Raw genomic sequence first — 21574 nt, 5'->3', positions numbered from 1 at the left:
TGCGGTCCAGACGGGCGTCCGCGAACGGTCGCCGGGACGATGCACCAGGAGGAGACGGAATGCGGATCACGGGACTCGGCCACGCCGGGATGTTCATCGAGACGCTCGGCGGGAACATCATCTGCGACCCCGTCCTCGGGCCGTCGTTCTTCGGCTCGTGGTTCCCGTTCCCCGACAACCGCGCGCTCGACTGGGAGCGCTTCGGGCGCGAGGCCGACTTCCTCTACATCTCGCACCGTCACCGCGACCACTTCGATCCCGCGCTGCTCGAGCGGTACATCCGCAAGGACATCGAGGTGCTCCTTCCCGAGTATCCGATCGACGACCTCGAACAAGACATCCGCGCCCTCGGCTACACGAACATCACGTACGCGCCGGCGGGGGAGGTCATCGAACGCGGCGACCTGAAGATCATGATCACGCCGCTGCGCGCCCCCAGCGATGGTCCGATCGGCGACTCCTCCCTCAGCGTCGACGACGGCACGGGCTCGGTGCTGAACCAGAACGACTCGCACCCGCTCGACCTCGAGAAGCTCCTGCACTTCGGCAAGCCCGACGCCTACTTCACCCAGGTGTCCGGCGCGATCTGGTGGCCGATGGTCTACGACCTCCCGATGGACGCCAAGCAGAACTTCGCCCAGCTGAAGCGCGAAGCGCAGAACAAGCGCGCGATGTACTACATCGAGAAGGTCGATGCCCCGCACGTCTTCCCGATGGCCGGACCGCCGATGTTCCTGCGCGACGACCTGTTCGACTTCAACGGCACCGGGCGCAACGGCGAGTCGATCTTCACCGACCAGAAGCAGTTCCTCGCCCACATGAAGGAGCTCGCGCCGCAGTACGACGGGCAGCTCTTCATTCCGGGCACCGTGGTCACGGTCGAGGGCGGCGAGGTCACCACCGCGCAGACCCTCTACTCGGACGCCGAGATCTCCCACATCTTCGACGAGAAGTGGGACTACCTCGAGGAGCAGCGGGCCAGCCGTCAGCAGGAGATCCGCGACGAGGAGGCCTCGCGCGCGGAGGTGCTGCCCGCCGACCAGATCCTCGCCGCCCTCAAGGAGTGGTGGGAGCCGCTGCTGAAGAAGTCGCGGACGATCCGGCTCGGCGTGGGCGGCAACGTGCGCTTCCGCATCGGCGACCTCGACATGGTCGTCGACTTCCCCCGGGCGAAGGTGCGCGAGTACGCCGGCGAGGAGTGCGTCTACTGGTACACGATCCCGGCCGACCTCGTGTCGACGAACATCCGCGACCACGAGATCGACTGGTCGAACTCGATCTTCCTGTCGATGCAGTTCCAGGTCGGCCGCAGCGGCAAGTTCAACGAGTTCCTCACGACCTTCCTCAAGTGCCTGTCGGTCGACCGCATCGAGTACGTCGAGAACTGGTACCAGGAGCAGACCGACCAGACCGAGGACGCGGAGATCGGGGGCTGGACGGTGCAGCGCCGATGCCCGCACCTGCGCGCCGACCTCACACGCACCGGTTCGGTCGATGGCGACGGCATCCTCACGTGCAGCATGCACGACTGGAAGTGGGACCTGAAGACCGGCCGCTGCCTGTCGACCAGCGGGCATCCGATCCGATCGTCGAAGATCGACGACGTCACCGACGACGTGTTCGCCGAGGCGAGCTGACCGGGTGACGGTTCCGGAGCATCCGCAGGGGAGGGGCCGGGATGCCCGCACCTCCCGCCTGCGGGGAGTGACCTTCCTGCGCGGCGCCCGCTGGGTGGTGGCGTCGACCCCCGATCGGCTCGTGCGCATCGCGACGGATTTCCTCGTCGCGGAGGGTTTCGACGTGGGCCACGACGATTACGCCGCGAGGCTCGTCGAGCGCCGCTCGGAGTGGACGGCGGTGGCCCTGGAGATCGGCAACGAGGAGCGCTCCCGCCGCGGCTGGTGGCAGGGTCTGGTGACCGACGATCTGCCGTTCCCGCTGCCGCGCTTCCTTCAGCCGAGCATCCCGCCAACTCTCGTCGTCGTCTCGGCGCGCACCGTGTCGCGCGGCGTCGCCGAACTCGTGGTGTTCCCGCACTCGTCGCGACGTGGCGACCCGACGTACGCGTCGGCCGCCGGCCCTCGGGTCTCCGCCGCGATCGAGCGCATCACGGCCGCCGCCGGAGCGGAGGCGGCGATGCTGTCGCACGAGACCATACGCGGCATCCCCGACGACGGCGCCCCGGCCTCGCAGCAGATGGTGCGGGAGGTCCTCGGGTGGCGGTGATCCCGGGTTAGACTGAACTGCAAGCAACCTTTAACACCGTCCTGTGAGGCGGAGAAGGGAGCGGCTGATGAGTGCACGCACCATCCTGCACGAAGCCGACATCTCGCGGGCACTGACCCGTATCGCCCATGAGATCCTCGAGTCCAATCGCGGCGCCGACGATCTCGTCCTCCTCGGCATCCCGACCCGGGGCGTGGCGCTCGCCCGTCGCCTCGGCGCACTGATCGGCGAGATCTCCGGGCATCCGGTGCCCGTCGGATCGCTCGACGTCACGCTGTTCCGCGACGACCTGGCTCAGCAGCCCACGCGATCGCCCCGACCGACCGAAATCCCCGCCGGAGGAATCGACGGTCGAACGGTCGTGCTCGTCGACGACGTGCTGTTCTCCGGACGCAGCATCCGTGCCGCGCTCGACGCGCTCCAGTCGATCGGACGCCCCGCCGTCGTGCGCCTCGCCATCCTGGTCGACCGCGGCCACCGCGAGCTGCCGATCCGTCCCGACTTCGTCGGCAAGAACATCCCCTCGGCTCGTTCCGAGCGCGTCAACGTGCGCCTCGTCGAGCACGATGGCGTCGAGGAGGTGACGATCGGCGCATGAGGCACCTCCTCGACACCCGCACCCTCGATCGCGCCACGGCGCTGCGCATCCTCGACGTCGCCGAGGACATGTCCGACACGCAGTCCCGCGAGGTCAAGAAGCTGCCGACGCTGCGCGGCAAGACCGTCGTCAATCTGTTCTTCGAGGACTCCACCCGCACGCGCATCTCGTTCGAGGCTGCGGCGAAGCGCCTCTCCGCCGATGTCATCAACTTCGCCGCGAAGGGATCGAGCGTGTCGAAGGGCGAGAGCCTGAAGGACACCGCGCAGACCCTCGAGGCGATCGGGGCGGATGCCGTGGTCATCCGCCACCCCGGCTCCGGCGCGCCGCAGACCCTCGCGACGAGCGGGTGGATCTCGGCCGGCGTCGTGAACGCCGGCGACGGCACGCACGAGCATCCGACCCAGGCCCTCCTCGACGCCTTCACGATCCGCAAGCGCCTGCGGGGTGCCGAGAGTCGGGGCAGCGATCTCGCCGGCTTCCACGTCGTCATCGTCGGCGACGTGCTGCACTCGCGCGTGGCGCGCTCGAACGTCTGGCTGCTGACCCTGCTCGGCGCCGAGGTCACGCTGGTCGCCCCGCCGACCCTCGTGCCGCAGAACGTCTCGCAGTGGCCCGTGCGGGTCGTGTACGACCTCGACGAGGCGCTGGCATCGGGGCCGGACGCGGTGATGATGCTCCGGATCCAGCTCGAACGCATGAACGCGGCGTATTTCCCCACCGAACGGGAGTATTCCCGGCGGTGGGGGCTCGACGCACGGCGCACGGCCACGCTGCCGACCGGTAGCATTGTGTTGCACCCCGGGCCCATGAACCGCGGACTGGAGATCTCCTCCGAAGCGGCGGACTCGCCCCGCTCCACGGTGCTGGAGCAGGTGGCGAACGGGGTGTCCGTGCGCATGGCTGTGCTGTACCTGCTGCTGGCAGGAGAACGAGACGACGAACGAGGGGGAGACCTGTGAGCGAGACCCTCGTCATCACCGGCGCCGCGCTGCTCGGAGCCGAGAGCGCCGACATCATCATCGAGGACGGCCGGATCGCCGAGATCGGCCCGAACCTGAGCCGGGCGGGCGCACGCGTGGTGGACGCCGACGGACTCGTCGCGCTGCCCGGACTCGTCGACCTGCACACCCACCTGCGCGAGCCGGGGTACGAGGCATCCGAGACGATCCTCTCCGGAACGCGGGCCGCCGCGACCGGCGGCTTCACGGCCGTATTCGCCATGCCGAACACTTCGCCGGTCGCCGACACGGCAGGCGTCGTCGAGCAGGAACTCGCGCTCGGCGAGGCCGCGGGCTACGCCACGGTCCAGCCGATCGGCGCCGTGACCGTCGGGCAGAAGGGCGATCGACTCGCCGAGCTCGGAGCGATGGCGACATCGCGCGCCCAGGTGCGAGTGTTCAGCGACGACGGCTTCTGCGTGTTCGATCCGCTGATCATGCGTCGGGCCCTGGAGTACGTGAAGTCGTTCGACGGCGTGATCGCGCAGCACGCCCAGGACCCCCGCCTCACCGAGGGCGCGCAGATGAACGAGGGCGCCGTGTCGGCGGAGCTCGGTCTGACCGGATGGCCCGCCGTGGCCGAGGAATCGATCATCGCCCGCGATGTGCTGCTCGCCGAGCACGTCGGGTCGCGCCTGCACGTGTGCCACCTGTCGACCGCCGGCTCGGTCGACATCATCCGTTGGGCCAAGAAGCGCGGCATCAACGTGACCGCCGAGGTCACTCCGCACCACCTGCTCCTCACCGACGAGCTCGTGCGCGGGTACGACGCGCGCTTCAAGGTCAACCCGCCCCTGCGCCGCGAAGAGGACGTGCGTGCGGTGCGCGAGGGTCTCGCGGACGGCACGATCGACATCGTCGCGACCGATCACGCGCCGCACCCGGCCGAGGCGAAGGCCTGCGAGTGGCAGGCGGCCGCCAACGGGATGGTCGGCCTCGAGAGCGCCCTCCGCGTCGTGCACCAGTCGATGGTCGAGACGGGGATGCTCGACTGGGCCGGTGTCGCGCGCGTGATGAGCGCGGCGCCCGCCCGCATCGGTCGACTGTCGGGTCACGGCACGCCGCTCGAGGTCGGGCGGCCGGCTCACCTCGCCCTGTACGACGCCTCGGTCGAGGGCGTGTTCACGGCCGACGACCTGCGCGGCCGCAGCACGAACTCGCCGTACCTCGGCCGCGCCCTCCCCGGGCGTGTGGAGTACACGGTCTACGGCGGCCGTCTCACGGTCGACGGCGGCAGCCTGGTCGAGGGGATCGGCGCATGAGCGCACGCGACATCGCGATCGCCATCACCATCGGCGTCGCGCTGCTCATCCTGCTCGCGATGCTGCGCGCCTGGCGACGACGTCAGCGACGCGACTCCGGTCTCTCGGCCCCGCTCGGGGTGCCGGAGCACGCCGAGGTCGTGTCGCGCCACGAAGTGCTGTACGTCTCGACGACACGGCACGACCAGCCGCTCGAGCGCCTCGCGATCTCGCCGCTGGCCTACCGCGCACGCGGTGAGCTGGCGATCACGGACCGCGGCCTGGCCCTCTGCCTCGACGGGACGCCGACGGTGTTCCTCGCCTCCTCCCGCCTCGTCGCGATCGACCGCGCGACCGTCACGATCGACCGCGTGGTCGAGCCGGGCGGCCTCGTGCGCATCGTCTGGCGGGCCGACGACACCACCGTCGTCGACTCGTACCTGCGGTCCTCCGCAGGCGACCCCCACGAACTCATCTCCCACCTGCGGCAGCTCGTCCCCGCCGCCCCCGACACAGGAGCAACACGATGACCGCTCTTCCCGAACCCGCCGTGCTTGTCCTCGAAGACGGCACACGACACACCGGCCGCGCGTACGGCGCGCGCGGCACGACCCTCGGCGAAGTCGTCTTCTCGACCGGCATGTCCGGCTACCAGGAGACGATCACCGACCCGTCGTACGCCGGACAGATCGTCCTGCAGACCGCGCCGCACATCGGTAACACCGGGATGAACGACGAGGACCCCGAGTCCCGACGCATCTGGGTGGCGGGCTACATCGTGCGCGACCCCTCGCGCGTCGTCTCCAACTGGCGCGCGAACACGTCGCTCGACGACGCTCTCGTCGAAGACGGCATCGTCGGCATCAGCGGCATCGACACCCGCGCCGTCACCCGTCACATCCGCTCGGCCGGATCGATGCGCGGGGGGATCTTCTCGGGCGAGGCCGCCGGCCTCGACGAAGACGAGCAGCTGCGCATCGTGCGCCAGGCGCCGGAGATGACCGGTCAGAACCTCTCGGCCGAGGTCTCGGTCGACGCGGTCACCATCACGACGGCGATGGGCGAGCGCGTCGGCAACCTCGCCGTGCTCGACCTGGGCGTCAAGCAGGCCACCATCGACAACCTCGCCTCGCGCGGTTTCGACGTGCACGTCATGCCGCAGTCGTCGACGATCGATGACATCCGGGCCATCGACCCGGTGGCGGTCTTCTACTCCAACGGCCCCGGCGACCCCGCCGCCTCCGGCGACCACGTCGAGCTGCTGCGCGCGGTGCTCGACGACGGGCTGCCGTTCTTCGGCATCTGCTTCGGCAACCAGCTGCTCGGGCGCGCGCTCGGGCTCGGCACCTACAAGCTGCCGTTCGGGCACCGCGGCATCAACCAGCCCGTGCTCGACAAGTCGACCGGGAAGGTCGAGATCACCGCGCACAACCACGGGTTCGCGGTCGACGCTCCGCTCGAGGGCGCGTTCGACAGCCCGCACGGCTACGGCAAGGTCGAGGTCAGCCACGTCGGACTGAACGACAACGTCGTCGAAGGCCTCCGCGCCCTCGACATCCCGGCCTTCTCGGTGCAGTACCACCCCGAGGCGGCCGCCGGCCCGCACGACGCCAACTACCTCTTCGACCGGTTCCGCGACCTGGTCATCGCGAGCAAGAAGGACGCACAGTAATGCCCAAGCGCGACGACATCACCTCCGTCCTCGTCATCGGCTCCGGCCCGATCGTCATCGGCCAGGCCTGCGAATTCGACTACTCCGGCACCCAGGCGTGCCGCGTGCTCCGCGAGGAGGGCGTGCGCGTCATCCTCGTGAACTCGAACCCCGCGACGATCATGACCGACCCGGACTTCGCCGACGCGACCTACGTCGAGCCGATCACCCCCGAGGTGATCGAGACGATCATCGCCAAGGAGAAGCCCGACGCCATCCTGCCGACCCTCGGCGGCCAGACGGCGCTCAACGCCGCCATGGCCCTCGACGAGCGCGGCATCCTCGCGAAGTACGGCGTCGAGCTCATCGGCGCCAAGGTCGACGCCATCAAGAAGGGCGAGGACCGTCAGGTCTTCAAGGAGCTCGTCATCGAGTCGGGCGCCGACGTCGCCGACTCCGTGATCTGCCACTCCATGGATGAACTGCTCGCCGGCGCCGAGAAGCTCGGCTACCCGCTCGTCGTTCGTCCCAGCTTCACCATGGGCGGCCTCGGCTCGGGCTTCGCCTACGACGAGGCGGACCTGCGCCGCATCGGCGGTGCCGGTCTGCACGACTCGCCCACCAACGAGGTGCTGCTCGAGGAGTCGATCCTCGGGTGGAAGGAGTACGAGCTGGAGCTCATGCGCGACACCGCCGACAACACGGTCGTCGTCTGCTCGATCGAGAACGTCGACCCGGTCGGCGTGCACACGGGCGACTCGATCACCGTGGCGCCCGCGCTGACCCTCACCGACCGCGAATACCAGCGCATGCGCGACATCGGCATCGACATCATCCGTGCCGTGGGCGTCGACACGGGCGGCTGCAACATCCAGTTCGCGGTGAACCCCGAGAACGGGCGGATCATCGTCATCGAGATGAACCCGCGCGTGTCGCGGTCGAGCGCCCTCGCGTCGAAGGCCACCGGCTTCCCGATCGCCAAGCTCGCCGCCAAGCTCGCGCTCGGGTACCGTCTCGACGAGATCCCCAACGACATCACCGGTGTCACGCCGGCGAGCTTCGAGCCCACGCTCGACTACGTCGTCGTCAAGGTGCCCCGTTTCGCGTTCGAGAAGTTCCCGGCCGCCGACGTGACCCTCACCACGACCATGAAGTCGGTGGGCGAGGCCATGGCGATCGGCCGCAACTACGCGACCGCCCTCCAGAAGGCGCTCCGTTCGCTCGAGAAGCGCGGCTCCAGCTTCCACTGGGGCCCCGAGGACCGCTCGGTCGACGAGCTGCTCGAGGTCGCGAAGACCCCGACCGACGGCCGCATCGTCGTGCTGCAGCAGGCGCTGCGCAAGGGCGCGACCATCGAGCAGGCGTTCGAGGCGACCGCGATGGACCCCTGGTTCCTCGACCAGATCGTGCTCATCAACGAGGTGGCCGAGATCGTGCGCACGGCGCCCGAGCTCGATGCCGCCACCCTGCGTTACGCCAAGGAGCACGGGTTCTCCGACGCGCAGCTCGCGCAGATCCGCGGTGAGTCCGAGGCCGAGATCCGCGGTGTGCGCCACGGCCTCGGCATCCGCCCGGTCTACAAGACGGTCGACACCTGCGCCGGCGAGTTCCCTGCCCTCACCCCGTACCACTACTCGAGCTACGACTCCGAGACCGAGGTCCAGCCCTCCGATCGCACGAAGGTCGTCATCATCGGCTCGGGCCCGAACCGCATCGGCCAGGGTGTCGAGTTCGACTACTCGTGCGTGCATGCGTCGTTCGCGCTGTCGGATGCCGGGTACGAGACAATCATGGTCAACTGCAACCCCGAGACCGTGTCGACCGACTACGACACGTCCGACCGGCTGTACTTCGAGCCGTTGACGCTCGAAGACGTGCTCGAGGTGCTCGACGCCGAGGCCGCGAGCGGCACCATCCTCGGCGTCGTCTGCCAGCTGGGCGGACAGACGCCGCTCGGTCTCGCGAAGGGCATCGAAGCCGCCGGCTACACCGTGCTCGGCACCAGCCCCGACGCGATCGACCTCGCCGAGGAGCGCGCACTGTTCAGCGGCATCCTCGACGCCGCCGGCCTCGTCGCTCCCCGCCACGGCACGGCGGTGGACGTCGACGGCGCCGTCGCTGTCGCCGAGGACATCGGCTACCCGGTGCTCGTACGCCCGAGCTTCGTGCTCGGCGGCCGCGGCATGGAGATCGTCTACGACACGCCGAGCCTGCGCGACTACTTCGTGCGCACGGCCGACGAGGTGATCATCGAGGAGGGCAAGCCGCTGCTCGTCGACCGCTTCCTCGACGACGCCATCGAGCTCGACGTGGACGCGCTGTTCGACGGCGAGGAGCTGTACGTCGGCGGCGTCATGGAGCACCTCGAGGAGGCGGGCATCCACTCGGGCGACTCGAGCTGCACCCTGCCCCCGATCTCGCTCGGTCGCAGCGATGTCGACCGCGTGCGCGAGGCGACCCTCGCGATCGCCCAGGGCGTGGGCGTGCGCGGGCTGCTGAACGTGCAGTTCGCGATCAGCGCGGGCGTGCTCTACGTCATCGAGGCGAACCCGCGTGCGAGCCGCACCGTGCCCTTCGTGTCGAAGGCGCTCGGCATCCCGCTGGCCAAGGCGGCGAGCCGCATCATGGCGGGCACCACGATCGCCGAGCTGAAGGAAGAGGGCATGCTGCCCGCCGCCGACGGGTCGCGCGTACCGCTCGACGCCCCGGTCGCGGTGAAGGAGGCCGTGCTGCCCTTCAAGCGCTTCCGCACCCGCGAGGGCAAGATCGTCGACTCGGTCCTCGGACCGGAGATGCGCTCGACCGGTGAGGTCATGGGCTTCGACAAGGACTTCCCGACCGCGTTCGCGAAGAGCCAGGCAGCCGCGTACGGCGGCATGCCGACGTCGGGCACCGTGTTCATCTCGGTCGCCGACTCCGACAAGCGTGCGGTGATCCTGCCCGCGCACCGTCTGCAGCAGCTCGGCTTCACGATCGTCGCGACCGAGGGCACAGCCGAGATCCTCTCGCGCAACGGCATCGCGGTGACCGTGGTCGAGAAGTACAGCGAGACGCAGGAGTCGGGCGCCGAGAACATCGTCGACCTGATCAACGAAGGCGCGATCGACATCGTCGTGAACACGCCGTCCGGGGGAGCGGCGCGCGCCGACGGCTACGAGATCCGCGCGGCGGCCGTCGCCGCCGACAAGGCGCTCTTCACCACCATCGCCGTGCTCGGCGCCGCGGTGTCCGGCATGGATGCCGCCGACGAGGGCTTCGACGTGAAGAGCCTGCAGGAGTACGCGCTCGACCGTAAGGCGGCCGTGTGAGCGCAGGCTTCGGTGAGCGGGTCCGCGCGGGCATCGACGCGCGCGGACCGCTCTGCGTCGGGATCGATCCCCATGGGTCGTTGCTCGCCTCGTGGGGGCTGTCGGACGACGCCGCCGGAGTGCGGGAGTTCGGGCTGAGGACGGTGGCTGCCGTCGCTCCGCACGTGGCGATCGTGAAGCCGCAGGTGTCGTTCTTCGAGCGCTTCGGCGCCGCAGGCTTCGCCGCACTGGAGGATGTGCTGTCGGCGGCGCGGGACGCCGGCCTGCTGGTGATCGCCGACGCCAAGCGCGGCGACATCGGCAGCACGATGGATGCGTACGCCGCCGCCTGGCTCTCGCCGGGATCGACGTTGGAGGCGGATGCCCTGACGGTCAACCCCTACCTCGGCGTCGGAGCACTCGACGGTGCGCTCGACCTGGCCCGGGCGCACGGCAAGGGCCTGTTCGTGCTCGCCGCGACGAGCAACCCCGAGGGGCGCGCGCTGCAGGGAGCCGTCGGATCGACGGGTGGCTCGGTGTCCGCGCAGGTCGTCGCCGAGGTCTCGTCGCGCAATGCGGCCGAGGTGCAGGGCGACGCGTGGGGGAGCGCAGGCTTCGTCATCGGTGCGACCGTGGACTGGACGGATGCCGGTCTCGCGGCGTTCGCGCCGTCGGCGCCGATCCTCGCCCCCGGCTACGGCGCGCAGGGGGCCGAGCCGCGCGACCTCGTCGCACGCTTCGGAACGATGGCGCCGTGCGTGATCGCCAGCGAGAGTCGGAGCATCCTCTCCGCCGGCCCGGACGGGCTCGCAGACGCCACCGCCGCTCGCGCGGCAGAGTACCGGGAGGCACTCCATGACTGACGCCCGCGTCGTCCCCGAGGTCGACCGCGCCGCCGCCGCCCGACGCGCCGTCGAGAGACGACGGGCGCGGGCCGCCCTGAAGCGCGACCTCACCACCCGGGTGATCGCGCCGCAGACGGTGCTCGCCCGCGCCACGGACGACCCCGACTCGGTCGCGGGTTCGATGCGCGTCACCGACTTCCTCCTCGCGCTCCCGGCCATCGGCGCCGGCAAACGCGACCGCGTGCTCGACGACCTGCGCATCTCGCCGGTGAAGCGGCTCGGCGGGCTGGGTGTGCGGCAGCGCGCCGCACTGCGCGAATGGCTCGACGGGCGCTTCCCGCAGGCGGAGCCGCGCGGCGCCCGCAGCCGCCTGCTCGTGCTCGCCGGGCCGACGGCGGTGGGCAAGGGCACCGTCGCGGCGCACATCCGCGAGAACCACCCCGAGATCCACCTCTCGGTCTCGGCCACCACCCGGGCGCCGCGCCCGGGCGAGGTCGACGGCGTGCACTACTACTTCGTCGACGACGCCGAGTTCGACCGCCTGATCGACGAGGGCGAACTGCTCGAATACGCGGTGGTGCACAACCGCTCCCGATACGGCACGCCGCGGGCCCCCATCGACGCCGCGCTGGCGGAGGGGAAGACCGTGCTGCTCGAGATCGATCTGCAGGGCGCGCGCCAGGTCAGGGAGGCCGAACCCTCGGCGACGCTCATCTTCCTGCTGCCCCCGAGCTGGGACGAACTCGTGCACCGGCTGATCGGCCGCGGCACGGAGGACGCCGAAGAGCGGGCCCGTCGACTGCGCACCGCGAAGGTCGAACTGGCGGCCCAGAACGAGTTCGATCACCTCATCGTGAACGAGGACGTCGCCGCCGCGGCCGATGAGGTCGTAGAATTGTCTTCGAGCTCCGCGCGCTGAGTCCTCTTCGCGCGCCTACGCACCGACTTCGCGACGATCCCGTCGCCTGACCAGGAGGTCTCATCATGGCCGGACACAACAACGGAATCATCGATCCCCCCATCGACAACCTGCTCGACCGCGTCGAGTCGAAGTACGAGCTCGTCATCTACGCGTCGAAGCGCGCGCGTCAGATCAACGACTACTACTCCGACCTGCACGAGGGCAACCTCTTCGACAACGTGGGCCCGCTCGTCGACTCGACCGTCGAGGACAAGCCGCTCACCATCGCCCTGCACGAGATCAACGAGGACAAGCTCCGCCTGCGTCACGCGGAGTGATGATCACGGCCCGCGCACCGGCGATGTCGGTGGCGCGGGCCACACTGGGTTCCTCGACCCTTTCCCGTCCGATCCCGTTCTGGAGCCCCGATGAGCGCGCTGCGTCTGTTCACGTCCGAGTCCGTCACCGAAGGGCATCCGGACAAGATCTGCGACCAGATCTCGGACAGCATCCTCGACGGGCTGCTCGCGAAGGACACGGGTTCCCGTGTCGCCGTCGAGACCCTCGTGACCACCGGCCTCGTGCACGTCGCCGGTGAGATCCGCACCGATGCGTACGTCGACATCCCCACGATCGTCCGTCAGGTGGTCAACGGCATCGGATACACCTCGAGCGACACCGGCTTCGACGGCGACTCGTGCGGCGTGAGCGTCTCGGTCGGGGAGCAGTCCGGCGACATCGCGCACGGCGTCGACAACGCGCAGGAGCACCGCGACGGCTCCTCGGTCGACCCGCTCGACGCGCTCGGCGCGGGCGACCAGGGCATCATGTTCGGCTTCGCGACGAACGAGACCCCGCAGCTCATGCCGATGGCCGCGTGGACCGCGCACCGCATCGCCGAGCGCCTGACCGAGGTGCGCCGCAGCGGCGAGCTGCCGTTCCTCCGCCCCGACGGCAAGACCCAGGTGACGCTCGGCTACGAGGGCTTCACCCCCCGGACGGTCGACGCCGTCGTGGTGTCGACGCAGCATCACCCCGACATCTCGCAGGAGGAGCTGACCGCGCTGGTCCGCGAGCGCGTGATCGCACCGGTCCTCGAGAACACCGGCCTCGACGTCGACGACGTGACGTACTACATCAACCCCGCCGGCCCGTTCGTGACGGGCGGGCCGAAGGGCGACGCCGGACTCACCGGCCGCAAGATCATCATCGACACCTACGGCGGCGCGGCGCGACACGGCGGCGGCGCGTTCAGCGGCAAGGACCCGTCGAAGGTCGACCGTTCGGGGGCGTACGCAACGCGCTGGGTCGCGAAGAACGCCGTGGCCGCGGGTCTCGCCGACCGCCTCGAGGTGCAGGTCGCGTACGCGATCGGCGTCGCGCGACCCGTCGGGCTCTACGTCGAGACCTTCGGCACGGGCAAGGTGTCGGACGAGGCGATCACGCGGGCGATCACCGAGGTGTTCGACCTCCGCCCGCAGGCGATCATCGAGCAGCTCGACCTGCTGCGTCCCATCTACGCGCAGACTGCCGCGTACGGGCACTTCGGCCGCGAGCTCCCCGACTTCACGTGGGAACGCACCGACCGCGTCGAGGAACTGCGACGCGCCGCCGGCCTGTGACGGCCCGGCCCCGATGACGACCGAGAGCCGGCGCATCGCGCGCGTGCTCCTCGACTCCCCGCTTCCGCAGCTCGACCGCCTCTTCGACTACGCGCTGCCCGAGGAGCTGGGCGAGGTGCCCCCGGGAGCCCGGGTGCGCGTGCCCCTGCGCACCGCGGGTCGTGTGGTCGACGGGTACGCCGTGGAGATCGCCGAGGAGCACGACGGCGAGCGACCCCTGTCGGAGGTCGAGGCGGTCGTGTCGACCGTTCCGGTCCTGCCCGAGCGCCTCCACCGTCTCGCGCGCGCCGTCGCCGATCGCGCGGCCGGCTCCGCGTCCGACATCCTGCGCCTCGTCATCCCCAAGCGGCAGGTGCGGGTCGAGAAGGCCTGGACGGCCGATGCCCCGCCCCCCGAACCGAACGACGAGCAGAGAGCGGAGGCCGCAGACACCGTCGCGCTCTATGCGGGTCTCGACGATGTGCTCGACGACGCCGGACGGGCGGCCGTCGAGGCGATCCCCGGCTTCGACGCCCACGGGCCCGCCTGGGCCTCGCTGCTCGCGGCGGCGGCAGTGCGGACGCTCGCAGCGGGCCGCTCGTCGATCCTGGTGGTGCCAGACCACCGCGACCTCGACCGCGTCCTCACCGCGCTCGCCTCCCTCGCACCGGCCGAGGCGGTGGTGCGTCACGACGCACGCCAGAGCAACCCCGATCGCTACCGCGCCTTCCTGCGCACCCTCGAGGATGCCCCGTGCATCGTGGTGGGCAACCGCTCCGCCGTCTACGCCCCGGTGCGGGCCGGTCTCGTCGCGATCTGGGACGACGGCGATCCGCTGCTGGGCGAGCCGTTGGCGCCCTACGTGCACGCCAGGGACGCCGCCCTCGTGCGGCAGGGCGAAGAGGAGTGCGCCCTGCTGCTGGTCGGCCACACCCGGACCACCGACGTCGAGCGCCTCGTCACGGTCGGCTGGCTGCGCGACGTGCGCGCCGCCCGACGCGTGCTTCCGCGAGTGGTGCTGAGCACTCCGCAGGAGATGGAGCAACCCACGGCTCAGCGCATGCCGTCATCGGCATTCCTCGCCGCCCGCTCCGCCGCCGCAGACGGCCCGGTGCTGGTGCAGGTGTCACGTCCCGGTTTCGCCCCGTCGCTGGTGTGCGCAGAGTGCCGTGCGCCGGCGCGGTGTGCGCACTGCGGCGGTCCGCTCGGTGCTCGCCATCGCGGAGCGGTACCGGTGTGCGGGTGGTGCGGTCGCGCCGCGCGCGCCTGGTCGTGCCCGGCCTGCACCTCGACGCAGCTCCGCCTCGCCTCCTCGGGGAGCGAGCGCACGGCCGACGAGCTGGGCCGCGCCTTCCCCGGAGTGCGCGTCATCGTCGCCGACGGCGGGCACCCGGTCGAGAAGGTCGATTCCCGCCCCGCGCTCGTCGTCGCGACACGCGGAGCCGAGCCGCTGGCGGACGGCGGCTACCGTGCCGTGGTGCTGCTCGACGGCCCGCGGATGCTGCAATCGCCCGATCTGCGGATCGGGGAGGCGTGCCTGCGTTGGTGGTCGAACGCCGCGGCTCTCGCCGCGCCGGGGGCACCCGTGCATCTGGTAGGTGTTGACGGCGCCGTCGCGCGCGCCCTCGCCACCTGGAACCACAGCGCCTATGCGCGGGCGGAGCTCGACAGCAGGGCACCGTTGCACATGCCGCCGGCCGCGCGCGTGGCCGTCGTGGAGGGCACGGTCCCCGCTGTGTCGACCGCGCTCGCGTCTCTCACCGACCTCCGGCTGCCCCCCGATGCGGTGCTCGGCCCGGTTCCCGTCGAGACCGACGACGGTTCGACCCGGGTGCGCGCTCTCGTGCGCTTCGACTACGGCGCCGGCGCGCGCGTGGCCGGCGCCCTGCGCGCCGCTGTGGTGGCCGCGGCCGTCGCGGGACGACGGGGGCGCGGCAAGAACCCCCGCAGCACCCTCTCGGTCCGGCTCGATATCCTCGACCCAGAACTCTGACCCCCTCCGGAGAACATTCCATGCGCCTCGTCTTCGCCGGCACCCCCGCCGCCGCCGTCCCCACCCTCCGCCGCCTCGCGGCCGAGCACGACATCGTCGCCGTCGTCACGCGGCCGGATGCACCGCTCGGGCGCAAGCGCGTGCTGACCCCCTCGCCGGTGGCCACCGCCGCCGAGGAGCTCGGTCTCGAGATCATCAAGGCGAGCCGCCTCGACGCCGACGCCACGGAGCGGATCCTCGCCCTCGCCCCCGAACTCGGGGTGATCGTCGCCTACGGCGGTCTCGTGCGCGAACCCCTGCTGTCGGGTCCCGACGGCGGGTGGATCAACCTGCACTTCTCGATGCTGCCGGCGTGGCGGGGCGCGGCCCCCGTGCAGCGCGCTCTCATCGCCGGAGACCGCGAGCTGGGCGCGAGCGTGTTCCAGCTCGTGCCGGAACTCGACGCGGGCGACGTGTACGCCGCTCGCACGTTCGACGTGCCGGACGACGCCACGGCCGACGTCGCGCTCGACATCCTCGCGAACGAGGGAGCGACGCTCACCGCCGAGGTCGTCGCCGCTCTCGCCGCCGGCACGGCGCGCGCCGTTCCCCAGGCGGGCGAACCGACGCTCGCCCCGAAACTGACCCTCGACGACGGGGCGCTCGACTGGGCCGAACCCGTGGAGCGCGTCTTCGCCCGGTTCCGGGGCGTCACGCCCGAGCCCGGCGCGTTCACCACTCTCGACGGCGCGCGGTGGAAGATCCTCGAGGCGGCGCCCGCTCTCGACTCCGAGTCGCTCCCGCCGGGCGACATGCGCGGCACGAAGTCCGGCATCCTCATCGGCACCGCATCGGCCCCGCTGGAGGTCCGGCGCGTGCAGCCCGCCGGAAAGGGCGCGATGGGCGCCGCGGACTGGTGGCGCGGGCAGCGCATCGAGGGTCTGCGAGCGGGCTCGTGAGCGACCGGCATCCCTCGCGGCGTCCTGCCCGGCCGGCATCGTCCCGCGGCCGTGCCGACACCGCGGCGCGCGCCTCGCGCGGGAGTGATCAGCGCGGCCCCGCGCGCACCGTGCAGCCGGCACGCCGCGTGGCGTATCGGGTGCTCCGCGCGGTCTCCGAGTCCGACGCCTACGCGAACCTGGCTCTGCCGCCGGCCATCAATGAAGCAGGACTCACGCCTCAGGACGCGGCGCTGGCCACCGAGCTCACCTACGGCACCCTCCGTCGACGCGGCACCTACGACGCGATCATCGCCGCGGCGGCCGATCGCACGGTCGACCGCATCGATCCCGCGGTGCTCGACGCGCTCCGCCTCGCGGTGCACCAGCTGCTCGCCACACGCGTCGCCCCGCACGCGGCCGTCAACGAGTCGGTCAACCTGGTCGCGACCGAGGTCAGTCGTGGGGCGTCGAGCTTCGCCAACGCCGTGCTGCGCCGCGTCGCCCGCGACGATGCCGAGAAGTGGCAGGAGCGCATCGAGGCCGATGCGCGCTCCGACGATGAACGGCTCGCTCTCCGCACGGCGCATCCGGTCTGGGTCATCCGCGCGCTGCGGCGCGCACTCGACGCGGAGGGGCGGGTCGACGAGCTCGTCGACCTCCTCGACGCCGACAACGCCTCGCCCGAGGTGACGTTGGTCGCGTTGCCCGGCCTCGCCGATCCCGACGAGCCGCGACGCCCGTACGCCCCGACGGCGTTCGGCTCACCCGGTGGGGCGCCGGAGCGGGTGCTCGCCGGCTCCGCCGGCACCGTGCGCGTGCAGGACGAGGGCTCTCAGCTCGTGGCTCTCGCCCTCGCGGCCGCCCGGCCGATCGAGGCGGGGGAGCGGTGGCTCGACCTCTGCGCGGGCCCCGGGGGCAAGACGGCGCTGCTGGCCGCGATCGCGGCCGAGTCGCAGGTCGCCCTGGAGGCGAACGAGGTGGTGCCCGCACGCGCGGGTCTGGTCCGTAACGCCCTCCGTCCCGTTCCCGGCGACGTGCCCGTGCACGCGGAGGACGGCCGGACGCTCGCCGCCTCGCACCCCGGATCGTTCGACCGCGTCCTGGTCGATGCGCCCTGCACGGGTCTGGGCGCCCTGCGTCGACGCCCCGAGGCGCGCTGGCGCAAGTCTCCGGCCGACGTCGCAGAGCTCGTGCCGCTGCAGGAGCAGCTGCTCGCAGCGGCGATCGATGCGCTCGCTCCCGGCGGGATCGTCGCCTACGTGACCTGCTCACCGCACCTCGCCGAGACGACGGGCGTCGTGCGTGAGGTGCTGCGGGGCCGTGACGACATCGTCGAGCTGGATGCGCGCGCCGTCGTCGCCGGTATCAGCCGATCGCCGATCGACCTCGCCGCCGACGGCCGCGCCGAGAGCGGATCGGTGCAGCTGTGGCCGCATCGCCACGGCACCGACGCCATGTTCCTCGCGCTCCTCCAGCGCGCCCCGAAGGGAGACCGATCGTGACCCTGCCTCGCGCCCCGCGCATCAACCCCAGCATCCTCGCCGCCGATTTCGTAAACATGCAGCGCGACCTGGCCCGGATCGCCTCGGCCGACTTCGCGCACGTCGATGTCATGGACAACCACTTCGTGCCGAACCTGACCTTCGGCCCGCAGATGGTCGAGCGCATCCAGGCGACGAGCCCGATCCCGCTCGACGTGCACCTGATGATCACCGACCCCGACCGCTGGGCGCCGGGGTACGCCGAGCTCGGTGCGGCGAGCGTCACCTTCCACCTCGAGGCGGCGTCCGATCCGGTGGCGCTCGCGCGACGGTTGCGCGGGATCGGCGCGCGGGCCGGCGTCGCCATCAAGCCGGGCACCGCGGGCGACAGCCTGTACGAGATCCTCGACGAGTTCGATCAGGTCCTCGTCATGACGGTCGAGCCGGGGTTCGGCGGTCAGGGGTTCATGCCCGAGACGATGCCGAAGCTGCGCGCGCTGGCCGACGAGGCCCGACGTCGGGGGTCCGACGTGTGGCTGCAGGTCGACGGCGGCATCTCCGACCGCACGATCGGCATGGCGGCCGAGGCGGGGGCCGACACCTTCGTCGCGGGGTCGGCCGTGTACGGCCACGACGACGTCGAGGCGGCTGTCGCACGGCTCAGGGGCCTCGCCGGAGCCGGTAACCTGGAGACGTGAAGACTTTCGACGAGCTGTTCGCCGAGCTCAGCGTCAAGGCCGAGACCCGCCCCGAGGGTTCGGGCACCGTGGCGGAGCTCGACGGCGGCGTGCACGCCATCGGCAAGAAGATCGTCGAGGAGGCTGCCGAGGTCTGGATGGCCTCCGAGTACGAATCCGACGACGCGGCGGCCGAGGAGATCTCCCAGCTGCTCTACCACGTGCAGGTGATGATGCTGGCCAAGGGCCTGTCCCTGCAGGACGTCTATCGACATCTGTGATGCGCTCCGCCCATCCCGATTCGATCTGAAAGCCGACATGCTCCGCATCGCCGTTCCCAACAAGGGCTCGCTGTCCGAGACCGCCGCCGACATGCTCGCGGAGGCCGGTTACGCCGGCCGCCGCGACCCCAAGACCCTGCACGTGATCGACGCCGAGAACGACGTCGAGTTCTTCTTCCTCCGCCCGCGTGACATCGCCACGTACGTCGCCTCCGGGGCGCTCGACGTGGGCATCACCGGTCGCGACCTCCTCCTCGACGTCCAGCAGCCCGCTCGCGAGATCGAGCAGCTCGGCTTCGGTGGTTCGACCTTCCGCTTCGCGGGCCCTCCCGGCCGGTTCTCGGGCATCGAGGACCTCGACGGCGTGCGCGTCGCGTCGGCCTATCCCGGGCTGGTGGGCGCATTCCTGCGCGAGCACGGCGTCAGTGCCGAACTCGTGCAGCTCGACGGGGCGGTGGAGTCGGCGGTCCGCCTCGGCGTGGCCGACGCCGTCGCCGACGTCGTCTCGACGGGGACCACCCTCCGCCAGGCCGGTCTGGAGATCTTCGGACCGGTGATCCTCGAGTCGGAGGCCGTGCTGATCAGCCGCCCGGGCGACGCGGAGGGCACGGACACGCTGTTGCGTCGACTGCGCGGCGTCATGGTCGCCCGCCGCTACGTCCTGCTCGACTACGACCTCCCGACCGAGCTCGTCGATCAGGCCGTCGCGGTCGCGCCCGGCCGTGAGTCTCCGACCATCTCTCCGCTGCGCGACCCCGCATGGGTCGCCGTGCGGGTCATGATCCCGCGCAAACGCGTGAACCAGATCATGGACGAGCTGTACGCGCTCGGCGCTCGCGCGATCCTCGTGACCGCGATCCACGCCGCGAGGCTCTGATGACGCTCGCTCGACGCGTCATCCCGTGCCTCGACGTGGCCGCAGGGCGCGTCGTCAAGGGCGTCAACTTCGAGAACCTGCGCGACATGGGCGATCCCGTCGAGCTGGCGCGCCACTACGCCGCGCAGGGCGCTGACGAGATCACCTTCCTCGACGTGACCGCGACGGTCGACGCCCGCGCCACCACCTACGACGTCGTCCAGCGCACCGCGGAGCAGGTGTTCGTGCCGCTCACCGTCGGGGGAGGGGTGCGCAGCGTCGATGACGTCGCGCGCCTGCTCGCCGTCGGTGCCGACAAGGTCGGCGTGAACTCGGCGGCCATCGCGCGTCCCGACCTCATCGGCGAGATCGCCGACCGGTTCGGCGCGCAGGTGCTGGTGCTCTCGCTCGATGTCAAGCGCGCGCCGGGCACCCGTTCGGGCTTCGTCGTGACGACGCACGGCGGGCGCACGCAGACGACGCTCGACGCTCTCGACTGGGCGCGCGAGTCGGCGGAACGCGGGGCGGGAGAGCTGCTCGTCAACTCGATCGACGCCGACGGCACCCGTGACGGCTTCGACCTCGAGCTCGTACGCCTGATGCGGGAGGTCGCTTCGGTGCCGGTGATCGCCTCCGGCGGAGCAGGCGCCGTGGAGCACTTCGCGCCGGCGATCCAGGCGGGTGCCGACGCCGTGCTCGCCGCCAGTGTCTTCCACACCGGCGCTATGACCGTCGGCGACGTGAAAGACGCGCTGCGCGCAGAGGGAGTACTGGTCCGATGACCGATCTGGAAGCGCGTATCGCGCAGGTCACGTGGAACGACGACGGGCTCGCCCCGGTGATCGTGCAGCAGTGGGACTCGGGCGAGGTGCTCATGCTGGCTTGGGTGGATGCCGAGGCGCTGCGTCGAACGCTCACCTCGGGCCGAGCGACCTACTGGTCGCGGTCCCGGGGCGAGTACTGGCGCAAGGGCGACACGTCCGGCCACATCCAGGTCGTGCACGAGGCGAGGCTCGACTGCGACGGCGATGCCATCCTGCTGCGGGTCGATCAGACCGGCCCCGCCTGCCACACCGGCACGCGCACCTGCTTCGACACGACCGACCTCGAGGCCACCACCGGAAGCACCGCCGGGAGCGTCGCCGAATGACGCTGGCGCGGCGCGGTCGTTCGATCACCCTCCTCGGCTTCCTCCTCGCGGGAGCGGTCGGCATCATCTCGTCGACCCAGACGTGGCTGACCGTGCAGCGCGCAGACGCGGCATCCGACATCCTCGTGCCGGGCGCGTCGGCGTCTGTACTGCTCGCCCCGCTGAGCCTGGCGGTGCTCGCCCTCGCGGCCGCGATGTCGATCGCCGGGCGCGTGCTGCGCATCGTCTTCGCGGTGCTCGGAGCCGTCGCCGCCCTGTTCCTCGGCTGGACGACGCTGCAGCTGCTGCTCGGCGATACGCTCGCGGCCGTCGGCCCGACCGTCACCGAGGCGACCGGCCTCGCCGGCACGGATGCGGTGGCCGCGGTGGTCGCGAGCGTCGTGCCGTCGGTCTGGCCGGTGCTCGCCCTCATCGGTTGGGTGGTCCTGCTGCTCGCATCGGTGTTCGCGCTGATCACCGCGCGAGGCTGGAAGGCGGGCGGCCGCCGGTACCGCACCGCGGAGGATGCCGCCGGTCACGCCGACGGCCCGGTGGACGCGATCGATTCCTGGGACGACCTGTCCCGCGGAACCGACCCCACCCGATGACCCCGATAGACTGAACCAGATCCCGCTGACGTTCCCCGGAGGAGACCATGACCAACCCGATCGCCGACCCCGGACACGGACACTCGCCTGCGGCCTGGACCGCCGTTGTGATCATGCTCTTCGGCTTCGCCGCAGGCACCGTCGCCTTCTGCTTCGAGCAGCCGACCCTCGTGTGGATCTCCGCCGCGATCATCCCGATCGGCGCCCTCGTGGGGTGGATCCTCGCGAAGGCCGGATACGGCGTGAAGGGCCCCAAGTACTCGCCGAAGGCGCACTAA

Annotated in this window: 22 protein-coding genes; all 22 read left to right on the top strand. The window is 71.0% G+C overall.

From position 1 onward, the window contains the following. The first annotated feature begins 59 nt into the window (after positions 1–59). The 22 genes from RWS82_RS04935 to RWS82_RS04830 all read left to right on the top strand — a co-directional run bounded on the left by RWS82_RS04935 (position 60) and on the right by RWS82_RS04830 (position 21574). Positions 60–1637: a Rieske 2Fe-2S domain-containing protein gene (locus tag RWS82_RS04935; RefSeq protein ID WP_314647479.1), complete on the top strand. Its 1578-nt coding sequence runs from the start codon at positions 60–62 to the stop codon at positions 1635–1637. 67 nt (positions 1638–1704) lie between these two features. After that, positions 1705–2226, top strand: a complete 522-nt coding sequence (locus RWS82_RS04930; protein ID WP_314647476.1) for a hypothetical protein — start codon at positions 1705–1707, stop codon at positions 2224–2226. 67 nt (positions 2227–2293) lie between these two features. Then, on the top strand, positions 2294–2824 hold the full coding sequence (gene pyrR / locus RWS82_RS04925; RefSeq protein WP_314647474.1) for a bifunctional pyr operon transcriptional regulator/uracil phosphoribosyltransferase PyrR: 531 nt from the start codon (positions 2294–2296) through the stop codon (positions 2822–2824). Continuing rightward, positions 2821–3786: an aspartate carbamoyltransferase catalytic subunit gene (locus tag RWS82_RS04920; RefSeq protein ID WP_314647471.1), complete on the top strand. Its 966-nt coding sequence runs from the start codon at positions 2821–2823 to the stop codon at positions 3784–3786. The genes pyrR and RWS82_RS04920 overlap by 4 nt, the downstream gene beginning before the upstream one ends. Continuing rightward, positions 3783–5087: a dihydroorotase gene (locus RWS82_RS04915; RefSeq protein WP_314647468.1), complete on the top strand. Its 1305-nt coding sequence runs from the start codon at positions 3783–3785 to the stop codon at positions 5085–5087. Before RWS82_RS04920 ends, RWS82_RS04915 begins: the two co-directional genes overlap by 4 nt. Further along, the gene (locus tag RWS82_RS04910; protein WP_314647467.1) at positions 5084–5596 is read left to right on the top strand and encodes a hypothetical protein; all 513 of its coding nucleotides are present in this window, start codon (positions 5084–5086) and stop codon (positions 5594–5596) included. Before RWS82_RS04915 ends, RWS82_RS04910 begins: the two co-directional genes overlap by 4 nt. Then, positions 5593–6738 (top strand): glutamine-hydrolyzing carbamoyl-phosphate synthase small subunit, encoded by a 1146-nt coding sequence (gene carA / locus RWS82_RS04905; protein WP_314647465.1) that lies wholly within the window; start codon positions 5593–5595, stop codon positions 6736–6738. Before RWS82_RS04910 ends, carA begins: the two co-directional genes overlap by 4 nt. Continuing rightward, positions 6738–10025 (top strand): carbamoyl-phosphate synthase large subunit, encoded by a 3288-nt coding sequence (carB, locus tag RWS82_RS04900; protein ID WP_314647463.1) that lies wholly within the window; start codon positions 6738–6740, stop codon positions 10023–10025. Before carA ends, carB begins: the two co-directional genes overlap by 1 nt. Then, a complete protein-coding gene (pyrF, locus tag RWS82_RS04895) occupies positions 10022–10867 on the top strand; it encodes an orotidine-5'-phosphate decarboxylase (RefSeq protein ID WP_314647461.1) in 846 nt (281 codons plus the stop codon). Before carB ends, pyrF begins: the two co-directional genes overlap by 4 nt. Further along, a complete protein-coding gene (gene gmk / locus RWS82_RS04890; protein ID WP_314647460.1) occupies positions 10860–11768 on the top strand; it encodes a guanylate kinase in 909 nt (302 codons plus the stop codon). Before pyrF ends, gmk begins: the two co-directional genes overlap by 8 nt. A gap of 65 nt (positions 11769–11833) precedes the next feature. After that, complete coding sequence (gene rpoZ, locus RWS82_RS04885) at positions 11834–12088, top strand: DNA-directed RNA polymerase subunit omega (protein WP_314647457.1); 255 nt, start codon at positions 11834–11836, stop codon at positions 12086–12088. Positions 12089–12178: 90 nt separating this feature from the next. Then, on the top strand, positions 12179–13372 hold the full coding sequence (metK, locus tag RWS82_RS04880; protein WP_314647454.1) for a methionine adenosyltransferase: 1194 nt from the start codon (positions 12179–12181) through the stop codon (positions 13370–13372). 13 nt (positions 13373–13385) lie between these two features. Further along, a complete protein-coding gene (locus RWS82_RS04875; RefSeq protein ID WP_314647452.1) occupies positions 13386–15344 on the top strand; it encodes a primosomal protein N' in 1959 nt (652 codons plus the stop codon). A 20-nt stretch (positions 15345–15364) separates the two neighbouring features. Then, positions 15365–16282 carry a methionyl-tRNA formyltransferase gene (fmt, locus tag RWS82_RS04870; RefSeq protein ID WP_314647451.1) on the top strand — a complete coding sequence of 306 codons (918 nt, stop codon included), beginning with the start codon at positions 15365–15367 and terminating at the stop codon, positions 16280–16282. Between the two features lie 110 nt (positions 16283–16392). Further along, positions 16393–17766, top strand: a complete 1374-nt coding sequence (locus RWS82_RS04865) for a transcription antitermination factor NusB (RefSeq protein ID WP_314648195.1) — start codon at positions 16393–16395, stop codon at positions 17764–17766. Next, a complete protein-coding gene (rpe, locus tag RWS82_RS04860; protein ID WP_314647449.1) occupies positions 17763–18443 on the top strand; it encodes a ribulose-phosphate 3-epimerase in 681 nt (226 codons plus the stop codon). The genes RWS82_RS04865 and rpe overlap by 4 nt, the downstream gene beginning before the upstream one ends. Further along, positions 18440–18703, top strand: coding sequence for a phosphoribosyl-ATP diphosphatase (locus RWS82_RS04855; protein ID WP_314647446.1), 264 nt, complete (start codon positions 18440–18442; stop codon positions 18701–18703). The genes rpe and RWS82_RS04855 overlap by 4 nt, the downstream gene beginning before the upstream one ends. A 37-nt stretch (positions 18704–18740) precedes the next feature. Further along, the gene (gene hisG, locus RWS82_RS04850; protein WP_314647443.1) at positions 18741–19580 is read left to right on the top strand and encodes an ATP phosphoribosyltransferase; all 840 of its coding nucleotides are present in this window, start codon (positions 18741–18743) and stop codon (positions 19578–19580) included. Next, the gene (gene hisF / locus RWS82_RS04845) at positions 19580–20341 is read left to right on the top strand and encodes an imidazole glycerol phosphate synthase subunit HisF (protein WP_314647441.1); all 762 of its coding nucleotides are present in this window, start codon (positions 19580–19582) and stop codon (positions 20339–20341) included. The genes hisG and hisF overlap by 1 nt, the downstream gene beginning before the upstream one ends. Beyond that, the gene (gene hisI / locus RWS82_RS04840; RefSeq protein WP_314647437.1) at positions 20338–20709 is read left to right on the top strand and encodes a phosphoribosyl-AMP cyclohydrolase; all 372 of its coding nucleotides are present in this window, start codon (positions 20338–20340) and stop codon (positions 20707–20709) included. The genes hisF and hisI overlap by 4 nt, the downstream gene beginning before the upstream one ends. Then, positions 20706–21296, top strand: a complete 591-nt coding sequence (locus tag RWS82_RS04835) for a Trp biosynthesis-associated membrane protein (protein WP_314647435.1) — start codon at positions 20706–20708, stop codon at positions 21294–21296. The genes hisI and RWS82_RS04835 overlap by 4 nt, the downstream gene beginning before the upstream one ends. Positions 21297–21343: 47 nt before the next feature. Next, on the top strand, positions 21344–21574 hold the full coding sequence (locus tag RWS82_RS04830) for a DUF6704 family protein (RefSeq protein WP_314647433.1): 231 nt from the start codon (positions 21344–21346) through the stop codon (positions 21572–21574).

Origin of the sequence: uncultured Microbacterium sp., assembly GCF_963528945.1 — a bacterium.
Lineage (GTDB): Bacteria > Actinomycetota > Actinomycetes > Actinomycetales > Microbacteriaceae > Microbacterium.
This window is presented reverse-complemented; position numbering and strand designations above follow the sequence as displayed.

What these genes read in the sequence shown, in the direction of transcription:
- rpoZ (WP_314647457.1), top strand. Translation starts at nt 11,834, where the DNA reads ATGGCCGGACACAACAACGGAATCATCGATCCCCCCATCGACAACCTG.
- fmt (WP_314647451.1), top strand. Translation starts at nt 15,365, where the DNA reads ATGCGCCTCGTCTTCGCCGGCACCCCCGCCGCCGCCGTCCCCACCCTC.
- carA (WP_314647465.1), top strand. Translation starts at nt 5,593, where the DNA reads ATGACCGCTCTTCCCGAACCCGCCGTGCTTGTCCTCGAAGACGGCACA.
- RWS82_RS04920 (WP_314647471.1), top strand. Translation starts at nt 2,821, where the DNA reads ATGAGGCACCTCCTCGACACCCGCACCCTCGATCGCGCCACGGCGCTG.
- hisG (WP_314647443.1), top strand. Translation starts at nt 18,741, where the DNA reads ATGCTCCGCATCGCCGTTCCCAACAAGGGCTCGCTGTCCGAGACCGCC.
- RWS82_RS04935 (WP_314647479.1), top strand. Translation starts at nt 60, where the DNA reads ATGCGGATCACGGGACTCGGCCACGCCGGGATGTTCATCGAGACGCTC.
- RWS82_RS04830 (WP_314647433.1), top strand. Translation starts at nt 21,344, where the DNA reads ATGACCAACCCGATCGCCGACCCCGGACACGGACACTCGCCTGCGGCC.
- hisI (WP_314647437.1), top strand. Translation starts at nt 20,338, where the DNA reads ATGACCGATCTGGAAGCGCGTATCGCGCAGGTCACGTGGAACGACGAC.
- RWS82_RS04910 (WP_314647467.1), top strand. Translation starts at nt 5,084, where the DNA reads ATGAGCGCACGCGACATCGCGATCGCCATCACCATCGGCGTCGCGCTG.
- RWS82_RS04835 (WP_314647435.1), top strand. Translation starts at nt 20,706, where the DNA reads ATGACGCTGGCGCGGCGCGGTCGTTCGATCACCCTCCTCGGCTTCCTC.
- pyrR (WP_314647474.1), top strand. Translation starts at nt 2,294, where the DNA reads ATGAGTGCACGCACCATCCTGCACGAAGCCGACATCTCGCGGGCACTG.
- RWS82_RS04875 (WP_314647452.1), top strand. Translation starts at nt 13,386, where the DNA reads ATGACGACCGAGAGCCGGCGCATCGCGCGCGTGCTCCTCGACTCCCCG.
- gmk (WP_314647460.1), top strand. Translation starts at nt 10,860, where the DNA reads ATGACTGACGCCCGCGTCGTCCCCGAGGTCGACCGCGCCGCCGCCGCC.
- carB (WP_314647463.1), top strand. Translation starts at nt 6,738, where the DNA reads ATGCCCAAGCGCGACGACATCACCTCCGTCCTCGTCATCGGCTCCGGC.
- hisF (WP_314647441.1), top strand. Translation starts at nt 19,580, where the DNA reads ATGACGCTCGCTCGACGCGTCATCCCGTGCCTCGACGTGGCCGCAGGG.
- metK (WP_314647454.1), top strand. Translation starts at nt 12,179, where the DNA reads ATGAGCGCGCTGCGTCTGTTCACGTCCGAGTCCGTCACCGAAGGGCAT.